General features: G+C 67.5%; 11 protein-coding genes and 1 pseudogene. 5 read left to right on the top strand and 7 right to left on the bottom strand.

From position 1 onward, the window contains the following. Nucleotides 1-91: 91 nt before the first annotated feature. Nucleotides 92-409 (top strand): annotated as a pseudogene (locus ACWDOP_RS01125) (nuclear transport factor 2 family protein); the annotation flags it as partial. A gap of 85 nt (nt 410-494) precedes the next feature. Here ACWDOP_RS01125 and ACWDOP_RS01130 read toward each other — a convergent pair. Further along, nucleotides 495-1,007, bottom strand: coding sequence for an HIT family protein (locus ACWDOP_RS01130; RefSeq protein ID WP_456343325.1), 513 nt, complete (start codon nt 1,005-1,007; stop codon nt 495-497). 344 nt (nt 1,008-1,351) lie between these two features. Here ACWDOP_RS01130 and ACWDOP_RS01135 point away from each other — a divergent pair, with 344 nt between their 5' ends. Beyond that, nucleotides 1,352-1,801, top strand: coding sequence for a hypothetical protein (locus ACWDOP_RS01135; protein ID WP_456343326.1), 450 nt, complete (start codon nt 1,352-1,354; stop codon nt 1,799-1,801). Between the two features lie 172 nt (nt 1,802-1,973). On the opposite strand, the gene ACWDOP_RS01140 is transcribed toward ACWDOP_RS01135, so the two are convergent. Then, nucleotides 1,974-3,437 (bottom strand): carotenoid oxygenase family protein, encoded by a 1,464-nt coding sequence (locus tag ACWDOP_RS01140; RefSeq protein WP_456343327.1) that lies wholly within the window; start codon nt 3,435-3,437, stop codon nt 1,974-1,976. 86 nt (nt 3,438-3,523) lie between these two features. Here ACWDOP_RS01140 and ACWDOP_RS01145 point away from each other — a divergent pair, with 86 nt between their 5' ends. Beyond that, the gene (locus ACWDOP_RS01145; protein ID WP_456343328.1) at nt 3,524-4,195 is read left to right on the top strand and encodes a TetR/AcrR family transcriptional regulator; all 672 of its coding nucleotides are present in this window, start codon (nt 3,524-3,526) and stop codon (nt 4,193-4,195) included. A gap of 132 nt (nt 4,196-4,327) precedes the next feature. Here ACWDOP_RS01145 and ACWDOP_RS01150 read toward each other — a convergent pair whose 3' ends face one another. Beyond that, complete coding sequence (locus ACWDOP_RS01150; RefSeq protein ID WP_456343329.1) at nt 4,328-4,921, bottom strand: hypothetical protein; 594 nt, start codon at nt 4,919-4,921, stop codon at nt 4,328-4,330. Nucleotides 4,922-5,039: 118 nt separating this feature from the next. Here ACWDOP_RS01150 and ACWDOP_RS01155 point away from each other — a divergent pair, with 118 nt between their 5' ends. Then, nucleotides 5,040-5,975, top strand: a complete 936-nt coding sequence (locus ACWDOP_RS01155; protein ID WP_456343330.1) for a hypothetical protein — start codon at nt 5,040-5,042, stop codon at nt 5,973-5,975. Between the two features lie 10 nt (nt 5,976-5,985). On the opposite strand, the gene ACWDOP_RS01160 is transcribed toward ACWDOP_RS01155, so the two are convergent. Together ACWDOP_RS01160 and ACWDOP_RS01165 are read right to left on the bottom strand one after the other, a co-directional pair. Next, nucleotides 5,986-7,611: an FAD-dependent oxidoreductase gene (locus ACWDOP_RS01160; protein ID WP_456343331.1), complete on the bottom strand. Its 1,626-nt coding sequence runs from the start codon at nt 7,609-7,611 to the stop codon at nt 5,986-5,988. After that, nucleotides 7,608-9,806 (bottom strand): molybdopterin-dependent oxidoreductase, encoded by a 2,199-nt coding sequence (locus ACWDOP_RS01165; RefSeq protein ID WP_456343332.1) that lies wholly within the window; start codon nt 9,804-9,806, stop codon nt 7,608-7,610. Before ACWDOP_RS01165 ends, ACWDOP_RS01160 begins: the two co-directional genes overlap by 4 nt. 188 nt (nt 9,807-9,994) lie before the next feature. Here ACWDOP_RS01165 and ACWDOP_RS01170 point away from each other — a divergent pair, with 188 nt between their 5' ends. Further along, on the top strand, nt 9,995-10,618 hold the full coding sequence (locus ACWDOP_RS01170; protein WP_456343333.1) for a TetR/AcrR family transcriptional regulator: 624 nt from the start codon (nt 9,995-9,997) through the stop codon (nt 10,616-10,618). 87 nt (nt 10,619-10,705) lie between these two features. On the opposite strand, the gene ACWDOP_RS01175 is transcribed toward ACWDOP_RS01170, so the two are convergent. Both ACWDOP_RS01175 and ACWDOP_RS01180 read right to left on the bottom strand, forming a co-directional pair. Continuing rightward, a complete protein-coding gene (locus ACWDOP_RS01175; RefSeq protein WP_454205016.1) occupies nt 10,706-11,005 on the bottom strand; it encodes a DUF1540 domain-containing protein in 300 nt (99 codons plus the stop codon). A gap of 138 nt (nt 11,006-11,143) precedes the next feature. Continuing rightward, nucleotides 11,144-13,609, bottom strand: a complete 2,466-nt coding sequence (locus ACWDOP_RS01180; protein ID WP_456343334.1) for a CoA transferase — start codon at nt 13,607-13,609, stop codon at nt 11,144-11,146. Nucleotides 13,610-13,710 lie beyond the last annotated feature (101 nt).

Here is a 13,710-nt window from a genome sequence, read left to right on the forward strand (position 1 = left end):
TAACGCGCCCCCCGCCGGCCGCGAATTCGACACGGCAGCGAGTTCGAGAACTGCCGCATTACGCAGTGACGCCCGGCGGTAGCGTGCTTCCATGTCGAGCTATCGCACGCTGGAGAATCTGATTTACCGCTACGCCGACCTAGTGGACCGCGGCGACTTCACGGGGTTGGGGGAGTTGCTCGCAGACGCCTCCTTCTTCGGAGGTGGCGGAGAGCTCAAGGGCCGCAGGGCGATCGAGGACATGTTCCGGGCTTCGGTGATCGTCTACGACGATGGCACACCGAAGACCAAACACCTCACGACCAATGTGATCCTCGAAGTGGATGAAGAAGCAGGGACCGCATTCTCGCAGTCGTATGTGACGGTATTGCAAGCGGCGGAAGAGGTTTCGCTGCAACCCATCGTCGCCGGACGGTATGAGGACAGGTTCGAACGCCGGGATTCGCAGTGGCGGTTCACCGAGCGGCGCTTCACCTTCGATCTCGTCGGAGACGTCAGTCGGCATCTGCGGCGGCCGGTGGCACGGTAGATCGCCGATCACGCGCTGCCCGAGCGAAATAGCCGCGCAGCCTGTCGCTGTAGACCCAACGCTCCTCACCCGCCACGTAACCCGGCAACGGGCGAGACCCGTACAGGTCGTCGCCGTCGTACCGCGGGAAGACATGGACGTGGTAATGCCAGACATCCTGGTTGCCGGCCGGTTCGTTGTGCTGGCGCGTGGACACCCCGCCGCAGTCGTAGGTCGCCCGCATCGCGATGGCGACTTCGCGCACCACGTCGTGCACCGCGTGCCCGTACTGCGGCGGCAAGTCGTAGAGGTTCTCGTGATGAGCGTTCGGAATGACCAGCACGTGACCACGGTTGTTCGGCCACCACCTGGCGGCGGTGAACGCGGTCGCGTGTTCGGTGCGCAGCGCGATGTCGCGGGGGCTGTCGAGCGGGGTCTCCCCGCCGGCGAGGAGAAAGCAGAAAGGGCAGTCGTAACCGGCGGGTTCGTGGTTGTGCACGATCGTTCAGGGTAACGGCATCGACGGTTCGAGACCTCCAGATGTACTCGTGCGAAACAACTTTGGTCTATCTACTCGCGAATGCTGCTACCGGAGCGAACCGCGGCACCGATCACCTCGGTATCAGCGCGGGCCGGTACCCAGTCCTACCGCCGCCGCGCCGAATACTGTTCCGATCACGTTCTGCGGATCCGACCGATATGGCGGTCGCGCGCACGGCATTCGTCGCAGTCCCATTGCCGGTCGCATCGGACACACCGTCGATCGCGGCGCATGCCCGCCCGATCAGTCGATAGCATCCGTGCATGGACCAGGTGGAATCATGGTCGGCGTTCAACTCCGCGATGGTCGGGGCGACCGCCGCGCTCGCGGGGCTGGTGATCGTCGCCGCGAGCGTGAACATCCGCGAGGTCATCAAGTCCAGCACGCTCGTCGCCCGGGTCGGGGCGGCGATGGCGTCGCTCGTCCTCGCGCTCGTTGTCTCCTGCGTCGGGCTGATCCCGACGGTGGAGCCGCGGTGGTACGGCATCGTGATTGTGGCAATCACGGTGCTGACCACCTGGTTTCAGGTTCATTCGACCGCGGCGATCCTGCGCGATCGCGCCCCCGAGAACCGGGCCAGGTTCGTCAAGAGCGGGCTCGGATTCGTCCCGATCGTCTTCTACGCCGGCGCGGGCGTGGCACTGATGGCCGAGCATTCGGCCGGCCTGGCGCTGACCGCGGTCGGCACCATCGTCACAGTGATCTCGGCTCTCGCCATCTCGTGGATCGCACTCGTCGAAGTCATACGCTGACAATGGCGTTCACCGGGTGCGACGGCGACCGCGTCCGGCATCTGGCGGGTGAAGGCGAGCCCCACGCACGGTCGCGGCGGTCGGCGGCATGCTGGGGCGCGCAAGCGAGGGATGCCCGGGAAGCCGTCGGTGACCCGGACTCTCAGAGCCCGGGCTCACGTCGTTTATTCGCTCACGGCACCTGTTCCGGGACCGGCTCCTCCGGCGCGGCGATCCGGCGGTTGAACGTGCCGTGGAACCCCCAGGGCACATGGTGTTCGAGCCAGGCGGTGGCCAGTGGCCCCCGCTCGAGATCCTGTGTGTCGAGGACCACCAGCTGGGATCGATCCTCGTCCAGTTGGTGATTGAGAGCCAGCAGCCACCCGTCGTCTTCGGCGGCGTCGCGGCTACGGGGAACGAACAGCGGCTCACCAACCGAACTGGGTCCGAGATCGCAGCCGGTTGTCTTGCCGGTCTCGGTGTCGACCTTGACCACGGAGTTGAAAAGCCTTGCGGGCCCGCCTTTTCCGGCGAAGTAGGTGTATCGGTGCTTGCGGGTGCCACGCCGCCAGTCGAACTGCGGGAACTCGCCCGAGCGATCCGAGATCTGGTTCTCGATGATGCGGCCCGCCTTGGTGATTCGGTACTGCACCAGCGTGGAGTCCGGGTACTCCGGGATGCCGCGATCGGTTCGATTGACCGTGCCGGTCATGTTCCGCAGTTTGTCCCAGTCGGTTTCGAGCCGGGGCAACTCGACCACGACGTCGTCACCGTCGTCGTAGGCGTTGGTGAAGTGGACGTGCAGCAGCGCCTCGTGCTCCACGATCCGCACGGGACCACCGTTCTTGGGGACCAGGACGAAGCGGGTTCCCTTGCCGCGCTTGAACTCCAGCGAATCAACGAACGAGGTCATGGACAGCGCGATCTTGCCGATATTGGGCATGATCGGATCCAGCACGAACACCATGTACTTCTGGGTCAGCGCGAAGTCGTGGTTCCACGGCAGATCGAGCATCGGCACGGTCGCGAGGGCCCGCAACCGTCCGGCGCGATCGATCCGATAGGTGCGTATGCGCGGCGTCGGCAGCAGTTCGAGGCCGAAGTTGTACATATCGCCGGTGACCGGATCCCACTTCGGGTGCGCGGAGAACGCGCCGAGATATCCGAGCCGGCCACCGAAGTCGGTGCTGCCGAGCGTGTCCAGGGATTCGGGATCGATCCGGTACGGGTTGCCGATCTCCCACAGCGCGAGCAGCTCGTTGCCGAAGTTGACGATGTTCGTGTTCGCCACGTTCTCCGGCAGTCGGCCGACATTCGCGAAGAAGCCGCCCGGAATCTGACCGCCGACGCCGCGGAACCGGATCGTGTCGGACCGCTGGCCGTGCCGGAAGTGCCGCGTGCGCACGTATCGGTTGCGGAACCGCACCGAGCTCCCGTCGAGGATGAACTGGGAGATCATGCCGTCGCCGTCGAAAATGTTGTGCAGCAGCGTGCGGCCGACCTGGTACTTCCCGGGTCCGATGCGGTACAGCGTCCCGGTCAACTCGCGCGGCAGCGCGCCGTCGATCTGCGTGACCCGGTAGTCGTGCTCCTCGAGCAGGGGAGCGGTGACCTGCTGATACGGGCTCGGGGCCCGGCCGGACTGTGTCGTGGGCATCGTGATTCTCCCTTGAATCATCTGACAACGACCGTAATCTGATTACGATCGTCATCAGAAGATAAGAGCCGGTTACACTGCTGTCAATGACCGAAGAGCCCCGCACCTACGGCGGCATCAGCGCCGCCGAACGCAGCGCGAGCCGCCGAGTACGCCTGCTCGCAGCCGGGACCGAGCTCTGGGGAGACTCGGGCATCGCCGCGGTCACCGTGCGGGGAGTGTGCAAGGCCGCTGGACTCACGACGCGGTACTTCTACGAACACTTCGCCAACAGCGACGAAATCCTCGTCGCGATAGCGGACGAGGTTCGCGACCAACTCCTGGCCGCGATGGTTCAGGCCGGACTCGCCAGCGTCGGGTCGGCGGAGGCGCGGCTCGGCGCCGCACTCCAGGCGTTCCTGGAGACCATCGCCGACAACCCGCGGCTGCACCGGATCATCGCGAGCGATCCGCACGCGGTGAGTGAGCTCGCGCAACGCCGCCACGACGCGATCGACACCGTCGCCGAGTTGGTCGTCAACTACGCACCCACCGCTCTCGACCCCCTCCCGGATCCCGAACAGCTCCGGCGCGCAAGCGTTTTCGTGGCGGGGGGCGTCAATCAGGTCATCGAGGGATGGCTGGCCGGGACGATCACCGCGACGGCCGCGGAACTCGCCGCCGACTGTGCTCGCATGTGCGTCAACGTGTTGCAGCCGTCGACCGCACAGCTCAGTGCTGTCGGCAGCATGGGCGATGCGCACGATGCCGAGCGGTAGGCGCGATCCTTCGAGCGCGAATGAGCACACCGGCGGGTCGAGATGCCTGGCGCGCATCCGCCCGCCGGCTCGGGATCGGTGATCACCGGCCGGAGAGCTCGGTGGTGGGGCGTGAGAATTCGGCGAAAGCGCTCACAGCCCGATACTCAGCCGCACCGTAGTCGTCGTGGAGGAGCCTGCGATCAACACGTGGCCCGCACCCCGAAGGTCCCCCGCCGACGTGAGTTGGCTCAGGACGAGCCGCTGTTGCGCGGAGCAGTCGAGACCGGCCATCAGCGTTGGAAAGAGATGTTTCGCAGCGAGCCCATCGCAGGTGACCGGCTCCGCCCCTTGGGGATCTGAAGAGCCGACCCGCCGGGCTTGAAAGATCGAAGGGTACATCCCGAATTCGTCCGCCGGCCCGGCGAATGAACCGTGATAGCGGCACGTATTCAACGCACTCCCCACGTAGCAGCTGGATTTGAACTCTTCCATCTGCCAGTTGTCCGGGATGTGGATATCGAACAACCGCGCCAACTCTCCCCTGGCATCGCTCTCGGAATAGCTCACATGGACCCAGTCGGGGCCGTCCGTCGCCATGTCCGTGAGCTTGTCGAATGCGAAGGCCAGGGCCGAGAGCGTCGCTACGGCCACCGCCGCGAAGGTGAGAACTATGATCGTCGCCGCGCGAGCGCGAACACGGATTGTGGATGCCGTCGAACGACTTTGCCGCGCAGTAATTCCCATGTCGTTCCTCCTTCTCGGATCCTACAGACGTGATTCGCCGCGAAGGATTTCGGCGCATCCGACCGCGGCGCCGCCGCTTGCGGGGCAGATGGGAGGTGGCCCCGTAGGCTTGCGAGGTATGACGCTCGACCGGATCGTCACCGAGCTTTACGGTCTCCCACCAGCCGAGTTCGTGGCCGCTCGCACCGAACGGGTGCGGCAGGCCCGCGACGCCGGGAACAAGGCCCTGGCCGCCGCCATCGGCAAGCTCCGGCGGCCCACGGTCGCGGCGTGGGCGTTGAACCTGCTGTCCCGTGAGGCGAGCGATGACATCCAGGCACTGCTGCAGGTGGGGGACGCCCTGCGGGATGCCCAGCGGCGCCTCTCGGCCGAGCAGCTGCGCGCGCTCACGACCCAGCGGCAGAAAATGGTCAGCGCGGTCACTCGCAGGACAGCCGGGCTGGCGGCGGAGCGGGGACAGCGTCTGACCGACAGCGTGCTGCGCGACATCGGTGCGACCCTGCAGGCCGCGCTGGCCGATCAGTCGGTCGCCGACGAGCTCCGCGTCGGCACACTCACTGCCGCGGCTACATACGAAGGCTTCGGCCCCGCTGCGCTGGCATCTGTTCCCGATGACGGCGGGCAGGACTCTGAGGACAGCTCCCGGAATGCCGAGAAGCCTGAGACAGCAACCGATTCCACTGAGCCTCCCACCGAAGAATCGCGCGCACGAACCCGTCGGCTCACCGATTCCGCACCTGCGGACAAGCCGGCCTCAGATCCACAGGCGGCGGTGCGACGCGAACTTGAGAAGCTGCTCACCGAAGTCGAATCCGCCCACGCCGCAGTAACTTCGGCCCGGTCCGACCACGCCACCGCAGCCGCCGAACTAGCCGACCTGGACGACCGAATCGAAACCCTGCGGGCCGAACTGACCGAAGCCGAACAGCGCCACCGATTCACCGCCGCGACCGAACGTTCGGCCCGCGAGACCCTGCAGCGCGCGCAGAAGCACCTGGACGGTGTCGAGCGCCGTGTGGAACGCATACGACAGCAATTGGCTCCAGGGACCTGAACCGTGGAACTCAGCCTCGGCTGTCCGCGACCCTCAGCATCGCCGCGCTGGACGTGAGTTTGACTCGGGGCCTGCGACTTTCGACGCCACCCCGGATCTCGTGTTCGTCGATGCGCTGCCAGCGCGCTCGGTCGACGAGGTCTGGTTGGCGCTGTCGGAGCAGTGACACCAGGTCGGTTTCGGTCTCCGTCGGCGGGGGAAGACGATGAGCGGCGAAGTCCTCCAGTAGGGCGGCCACGGTTTCTGCGGCGTCCGCCCGGTTGGTGCCGATCACTCCGGATGGCCCGCGTTTGATCCAGCCGGCCGTGTAAGTGGCGGGGACGGGGGTGCGAGTCTGTGGGTCGATGACTCTTCCGTGGTCGTTGGGCAGGGTTCCGGGGTGTTCGTCGAACGGCAATTCCGGCAGCGGTTTTCCGCGGTAGCCGATCGAGCGAATGACCAACCCCGTGTCCATGACGGTGGCCGAGCCTGCCTCGGGATCCCGAGTGTCGACCAGGCGAACACCTTCGACGAGTCGCTCGCCGATGATCTCTGCCGGAGAGGTGAAGAACCGCAGTACAAGGCGCTTTCCGGAGGATCTCGTGGCTGCCAGATCGGCCAGCGCCCGGCGCTTGAGCTCGGCGGCGAAACCTTCGGCGTTCGAGCCGCGCAGATCGGCGGGATCCACGACCACCTCCACGCCCTCGAGGTGTGCGAACGCCATGATCTCCGGCGTCGTGAACGCCGCGTCGTCCGGACCCCGCCGCCCGCACAGCACGACCTCCTCGATCTCGCTGCCCGCGAGACCGGTCAACGCGTGGTCGGCGATATCGGTTCGGGCCAGGCTTGGCAAGGGACACAGCAGGATTCGCGCCACATCCAGGGCGACATTGCCGTTGCCTATCACAACCGCGCGCGTGCCCGACAGGTCAGGGCGCAGGTATGCGAAGTCGGGATGGCCGTTGTACCACCCGACGAACTCGGTGGCCGAATGGCTTCCGGGCAGGTCCTCGCCCGGGATCCCGAGTCGCCGCGAGTGCGGGGCGCCGGTCGTGTAGATGACGGCGTGGTGGTGGGCCAGCAGGTCGGCATGGCTCAGGTGTTCGCCGATCTCCACGTTGTAGTAGGCGGTGAGATCCTGGTCGGCCGCTGTCCAGCGGAACAGGTCGGTGACCGACTTGGTGTGGGGGTGATCGGGAGCCACCCCGGCCCGCACGAGTCCGAAAGGCGTTGGCAGTCGGTCGAACAGCGAGATCCGAACCGGTACCGGCGACGTGCGCAACAGGTGCTCCGCGGCGTAGAAGCCGCTGGGTCCGGCGCCGACGATCGCGACCCGCAGTGGGCGGGATTCCGGCTTGCGAATTGGAGTGAGCGGAATCGGCATCGGCGTATGCGCGGTGGGGTTGGCACGGAAGTACCCGGCATTGATATCGGCGAAATCGACCAGGTGCGAGGGCAATTCGTCCCGCGCGTACACCGCGTCGACCGGACAGGCGTCGACGCAGGCGGCGCAGTCGATGCACGCATCCGGGTCGATGTAGAGCATCTCCGCGCGCGCGTAGCCGGGCTCACCGGGCGTGGGGTGGATGCAGCCGACGGGACAGACCTGGGCGCAGGTTGCGTCGTTGCAGCAGTTTTGGGTGATCACATAGGTCATGGATTGTCCGTTGCGTCTATCGAGACCGGGATGCCGTTGAGGAAGGCGTTGCCGGACGGCTGATCGATGAAGTCGATGTCGCTGGGGGTGAGCAGGTTGTAGTTGGCGCCGCCGGCCGCCACGGCACGCCGCCAGCCGCCGGAGTGGCCGAACCCGTGGGTGAGTCCGATCGAACCGGCGATGACCTCGTCGCTGACCTTGACCGGTACCGCGACCCGGCCCCAGGGTGAGGTGATGGTGATCGTGTCGCGATCGTGCACCCCGTGGGCAGCGGCATCCGCGGGGTTGAGCACCGCGTGGCAGCGTCGCTGCCCGGTCATCAGCCGATCGTGGTTGTGCATCCAGGTGTTGTGTGAGCGCAGCTGCCGAATACTGAACAGCCGCAGTGGATATCGAGGATCGTCGGTGGCCGCCGCGACCAGCCTGTCGACCTCTTCGACGAGCTCGTCGTGCCCGAGATGAACGCGTTTGTCGGTGGTGAACACCCGCTGTGGCAGCACGTCGACCGGGCACGCGTCCGCGAGCTTGACCGCGCCCTGCGTGTCGAGCAGCTTCTTGCGACTGAGCCCGGACCTGCGCAACCCGAACCGGTCGCCGTGCCTGCCGGTGCGCAGCACCAGATCCACCATCAGGTACGGGGGAATTCGAATCCCCAGTGCGGCAAGAAACTTGGCTCCGGGAACCGCCGAGGCCACCAGGCCGATCCGACGCGCGATCTGGTCGATGATCCAGGCGTCCTCGCGCGCTTCACCGCGCGGCGGCACCACCGGCGCCACCCACTGCCCGTGCGGAACGAGCGACTGCGCCTGGGTGAAGATCGGCATCTGCTCGCGCTCGAGCCACAGCGCCGGAGGCAGGATCCAATGCGCACGGCGGCTGGTTTCGCTGAGGTAGGGGTCGAGCGCGACCATGAGTTCGAGTTCACCTAGTGCCGCAGCGGTTTTCGCGCTGTCCGGTGCCGTCGCGGCCAGGTTCGTCGACATCGCGATCAACGCGCGCAGCTGCCCTTTCCCCGGCGTGGTGATCTCCTCCGCGAGGCAGGCCAGCGGTGTGGTGTCGTTGAGTTCGCCGATACCGTGCACCCGCGATTTCCACCGATTGCGCCCGAAAGTTCCCTGGCGCGAGCCGACCGCGTTGAGATCGGCCAGTGCCTCGCCGAACACCAGCCCGCCGCGCCGGTCCAGGTTGCCGGTGACGATCGCGAGGGCGTCGAGCAGGAACTTGGTCAGGGTCGAGTACTGCCCGAGCGATGCCCCGCACCGCCCGTGCACGCACGCGGTCGGCGCGTCGGCCAGGGCGTGCGCCAGGCTCCGGATGGTTCCGGCCTCGATTCCGGTCTCGCGGGCGGCGCGATCCACGTCGAACCGCGCGGCCATCACCCGCAGTTGTTCGATGCCGGTGGTCTGCCGGGCGATAGCGTTCCGGTCGATCCTGTTGTCGTCGAACAGTATTCGCAGCATCGCGCCCAGCAGCCAGGGATCGGCGTTCGGCCGGATCGGGACGTGCTCGAACATCCGGGCCGTCTCGGTGCGCCGCGGGTCGACCATGACGACCCGGCCGCCGCGGGCCGGGATGTCGACGAGCAGGTCGCGGACGCGCCCCGCGGTGACGAGACTGCCCTTGGACACGACCGGGTTCGTGCCGACCAGGAGCGCGAAATGCGTATCGCCGAGGTCGGGGAGCGGGCTGACCATCGTGCTGCCGTACAGCATGTCGTCGGCGGCGTAGTAGTTGTTGATATCGACCGAGGACGCCGCGTAGTGGTGTTTGGTGCCCAGCGCGGCGGCGAGTCCCGCGATCGCGAAGCCCGCCGCGAAGTTCCAGGCGACCGGATTGCCGAACGCGACGCCGATGGACTCGTTGCCGTGCCGGCGCTGGATCGCGCGCAGCCGCTCGCCGATGTCGTCGAGCGCCTCGTCCCAGCTCGCCCGCTCGAAGGTGCCGTCGGGCATGCGCCGCATCGGATGGATCACCCGATCGGGATCGGCCACGATCTCGTGGAACTGAACGCCTTTCGAGCACGCGAACCCGCGCGACGACGGATGCTCGGGGTCGGGGCGGATGGACCGCACCCGCCCGTTGTCCACGGTCGCGATCAGCCCGCAGGACGCTTCGCAGATCGCGCAGAAGGTCTTTCGTTCCGTCGGCGCGAGTTCGCCTGGGCCGCTGAATGTTTCCCCGGCATGACCGCCCACCACGTCCATCCTTCCGGTAGCGGTGCTCGGCGGCGCGAAGGCGCCGGGATGCCCCGTCGCCGGGGCGATTCCGCCGGTCGGACCGGCGGGCCGCTGCCGCGTCCCGCTGAGATCGAATGCCCACGACTATGGCTCTCGTGAAACCATAAAGTCAATAGTGACATTTTGATGTCTTGTACGATCCGAGCATGCGTGGCCAACCGGTGATCGACTCCAAGCGCGAACGCACCCGCCGCGCGGTGGTCCAGGCGGCGATGAAGCGGTTCGCCGACCAGGGCGTCGCAGCCACGACCATCGACGAGATCGTGGCCGATGTCGGAATCACCAAGCGCTCGTTCTACCGCTACTTCGCGACCAAGGAAGAGGTGCTGTTCGCCGACTACCAGGACCGCGTGGGCTGGTTCCGCACCGCGCTGGCGGTCCGCCCGCGCAGCGAACCCCTGAGCCTGTCGGTCCGGTACGCGATGGAGTCCTTTCCCCCCGACGATCACCGCCTGGTCGGCGAACTCGCCCGCCTGCGCTCGACGGAACTGACCGACGAGCAGGCCGCCGTGTACCTGCAGCGCGTACAGGGGATGTTCGCCCGCGAGATCGAAGACCACTTGCGGGCAACCACTTTCACTGCCCCCGACACCGCGCTACAGGCGGCGACGATCGCCGCGATCCTGTCAGCGGCCGTGTTCGCGGCGATGACCCACTGGAGCCGCGACCCCCACGCCGACCCGGACTCGTTCGGACCCTTGGTCGAAACCGCCCTGGGCATAGCCGACGCCGGCATCGACCGGTCGCTGCGCGCGACCGGAAACGCGTAACAGCTGTAGGCCGACTACCCGCCGAACACGCGGGGATCATGCGCCACCCGCGCCGACCGATCCGGCCGGCGCGGGAGACCCTCCTGGTCAGCGGGCGCTGTAGGTCAGGCAGCGGGCCGTATCGGCGCCGGAACCGGGGCCGACGTGGATGTCGGTCGCGGTGCACTCGAGGTCGCGATTGTGGGTGCAGTCGGCGCGCTGGCAGGCGCCGACCATGCTGGTGACCCGGTCCAGGCCGCCTTTGATCGTCAGGGGGATGAAGGTGCCGCAGTCAGCCGTGCCGTTGTGGCCGGAGACGTTGATCGCGTACGCGTGGCAACCGTCGTGGTTGTAGGAACAGTTGCTGACTGTGCACTCGGCAACGTGCGGCATTTCCATGGTGGTCATGACACTCCTTCAGGTGGTTGAAGGGTTTTCGGTGCTGTGCCCCAGGCTAGACCCAATCGAAAGGCATCAAAAGCCAGGTCAGGCTACCCTAATGAACGCCTGCGCGTGCATCTATGGCAATGGCCGGGCAACCCCGTCTCAGGCGGTGGCCGCCCTGACCACCTCGGGGGTGCCGCCCACGACCCCGTGCGCGATAAGCGCGTCTATGTCCGCGGCGCCGAAGCCCAATGCCGTGAGGATCTCGGTGTTGTGCTGGCCCAGCAGCGGTGCGGGGGAGCGATGGAACGTGCCGGGACCGTGGGAGAAGTGCACGGGCAGGGTGCTGTGGCGAGCGATCGGCAGGACGGGGTGGGGGACGGACTCGAAGAAGCGGCGGGCCTCGAGCTGCGGGATCTCGGTCTGCCGATGCGGCTGCATCACTTTCGCCACGGGAACCCCTGCGTCCCAGAGGATTCGGACGATGGCATCGCTGTCGTAGCGGGCGCACCACGCGGCCAGCCGGGTGTCGATGAGGTCGTGTTCGCGGCGGCGGCCCGCTGCCGTGGCCAGGCCGGGCGCGCGGGCCCAGGTGGGATTGCCCAGGGCGGTGACGAGTTTGTCCCAGTGGTCGTCGGTTTCCACGGCGAGCGCGATCCAGCAGTCCTTGCGCCCGAACTCGTCCGCGCCCGCCGCACGGTAGAGGTTCTGCGGGGCCGCGGCCGGACCGCGATTGCCCGCGCGCTCCAGAAGCACCCCGTAGGCGGAGTATTCGATGACCTGTTCGGCGGCGACGTTCAACGCGGCCTCGACCATCGCCGCCTCGATCAGGACGCCGGAACCGGTCGTCCGGCGATGCTCGAGCGCCAGCAGCAGCGCGTTGAGGGCGTGCACGCCCGCGTTCGGATCACCGATCGAGTAGGGCTCCACCGGATTTCGATCGCGGTGTCCCGTCAGCCAGGTCAGGCCCGAGGTGTCCTCGATGACGTAGGCGAAGGCCGGGTTGTCTCGCCACGGACCGGTCAGCCCGAAGCCGGGCATGCGGACCATGATCGCGTCCGCGCGCAGCGCCCGCACCTCCGCGTAGTCGAGCCCGAATTGTTCCAGGACCCTGGGTGTGTAGTTCTCGACGATCACATCGGAACGAGCGACCAAGCGGCGCAGGATCTCTCGGCCCTGATCGGAGCGGAAGTCGAGCGTCAGTCCGCGCTTGTTGGTGTTCAGGCCGGTGAAGATCGGCGACCGCTCCCACCACTGATCCTCGGACAGTGGAACACCCGCGACCAACCGGGTGCCGTCGGGCCGCTGCGCGGATTCCACGTGCACGACCTCCGCGCCCAGCATCGCCAGGTAGTGGGTGCACGAGGGCCCGGCCCAGAACGTGGTCAGATCCAGCACCCGCAGCCCCCGGAACGGGAGCGGATCGGGTTCGCGTCCGCCCGCGGCCCGGCCGTTGGGCTCGCCGGGCGCGCTCGCCGACCGATAGTGCGCGGTGTGCTCCCCGAGCCGGGGCGCGGGTTCGGGCGCGCGCAGCAGCTCCGGCGTGGTGCGATACGGCTGTCCGGGCTGGCGGAAGCCGTCGCGCGGATTGGTGGTGAACGATCCGCGATCCGCGTGCTGATCCAGCTCGGGCGCGTTGGCGCCGTGCGCGATCGGCCCGCTCGGTATGCGGAACGCCGTCGCCAGATCGCTGATCACCGACACCGGATGCGCCGCCATCCACGCCATGATCTCCGGCGCCTTGCGGCCGGCGGTTTCGGTGATGCCGGCATCCAAGCCTTCGTCGATCCACTCCGGATGACCGACCATCGCGCACAGGTCGAACCACTGCTGCGCGGTCCCGCACCCCACGGCCACCATGCCGTCCTCGGCCCCGGCCACGCCCGGCACGCTGAGTCGCCGTTGCGTCCGGAACGGCCGCCCCAGCCCCTCGTGGAACGACACCGGGTAATAGGTCAGCCCCAGAATCTGCGTCTCGAGCATCGATACGTCGCACAGTTCCCCGGCCCGCGTGCCCAGCGTGCGCCAGCGCGCGGTCAGGGTCGCGGCCGAGGCGTACGCGCCCGCGAACCATTCCCCGATCCGCCCGCCCACGTGCACGGGCGGCTCGTCCGGTGCTCCGCGACCGAGCCCGATAATTCCCCCGGACCAGGCCTGCAGGGTGAACTCGGTGGCCGCCCGCCCCGCCCACGGACCCTCCAGTCCGAACGGGGTGATGGCGGTGACCACCAGGTGCGGATGCCTGCGTCGAATCTCGTTGGGCGACAACGACGGATGCTCGGCCAGTGCCGAACCCGGCGTCCAGACCACGGCCTGCGAGGCGGCGAGGATCCCCTCCACCAGCGTCAGATCGGTGTCGAGTGCCGGATCGGCGACCACGCTGTGCTTGGCGCCCGCCAGGAACGCGAACAGCGCGCCGTCCCGGCCCGGTGCGAGCGCGGTGTGCGACGCGGTCCAGGAGCGCAGTGAGTCACCCTGCGGTGCTTCGAGTTTCACGACCTCCGCACCGCCATCGGCGAGCAGCTTCGTGCAGTACCCGCCCGCGATGCCACTGGACAGATCGGCCACCCGCCACCCGTGCAGCGGCGTCAGCGGGGCGGAACCGCGTCCGGATCGATTGGATGCCATTGTCTCTCACCGTGATCGGGGTCGAAACCGTCCGGGCGGTCGCCGGCCCGGAACGGTGCGACAGGCAGCGTCAGCCGCCGCGTGATCCCGGCCGCCGGAGT

Source organism: Nocardia sp. NPDC003693, from assembly GCF_053981095.1.

What these genes read in the sequence shown, in the direction of transcription:
- ACWDOP_RS01135 (WP_456343326.1), top strand. Translation starts at nt 1,352, where the DNA reads ATGGTCGGGGCGACCGCCGCGCTCGCGGGGCTGGTGATCGTCGCCGCG.
- ACWDOP_RS01140 (WP_456343327.1), bottom strand. Translation starts at nt 3,437, where the DNA reads ATGCCCACGACACAGTCCGGCCGGGCCCCGAGCCCGTATCAGCAGGTC.
- ACWDOP_RS01145 (WP_456343328.1), top strand. Translation starts at nt 3,524, where the DNA reads ATGACCGAAGAGCCCCGCACCTACGGCGGCATCAGCGCCGCCGAACGC.
- ACWDOP_RS01150 (WP_456343329.1), bottom strand. Translation starts at nt 4,921, where the DNA reads ATGGGAATTACTGCGCGGCAAAGTCGTTCGACGGCATCCACAATCCGT.
- ACWDOP_RS01155 (WP_456343330.1), top strand. Translation starts at nt 5,040, where the DNA reads ATGACGCTCGACCGGATCGTCACCGAGCTTTACGGTCTCCCACCAGCC.
- ACWDOP_RS01160 (WP_456343331.1), bottom strand. Translation starts at nt 7,611, where the DNA reads ATGACCTATGTGATCACCCAAAACTGCTGCAACGACGCAACCTGCGCC.
- ACWDOP_RS01170 (WP_456343333.1), top strand. Translation starts at nt 9,995, where the DNA reads ATGCGTGGCCAACCGGTGATCGACTCCAAGCGCGAACGCACCCGCCGC.
- ACWDOP_RS01175 (WP_454205016.1), bottom strand. Translation starts at nt 11,005, where the DNA reads ATGACCACCATGGAAATGCCGCACGTTGCCGAGTGCACAGTCAGCAAC.
- ACWDOP_RS01180 (WP_456343334.1), bottom strand. Translation starts at nt 13,609, where the DNA reads ATGGCATCCAATCGATCCGGACGCGGTTCCGCCCCGCTGACGCCGCTG.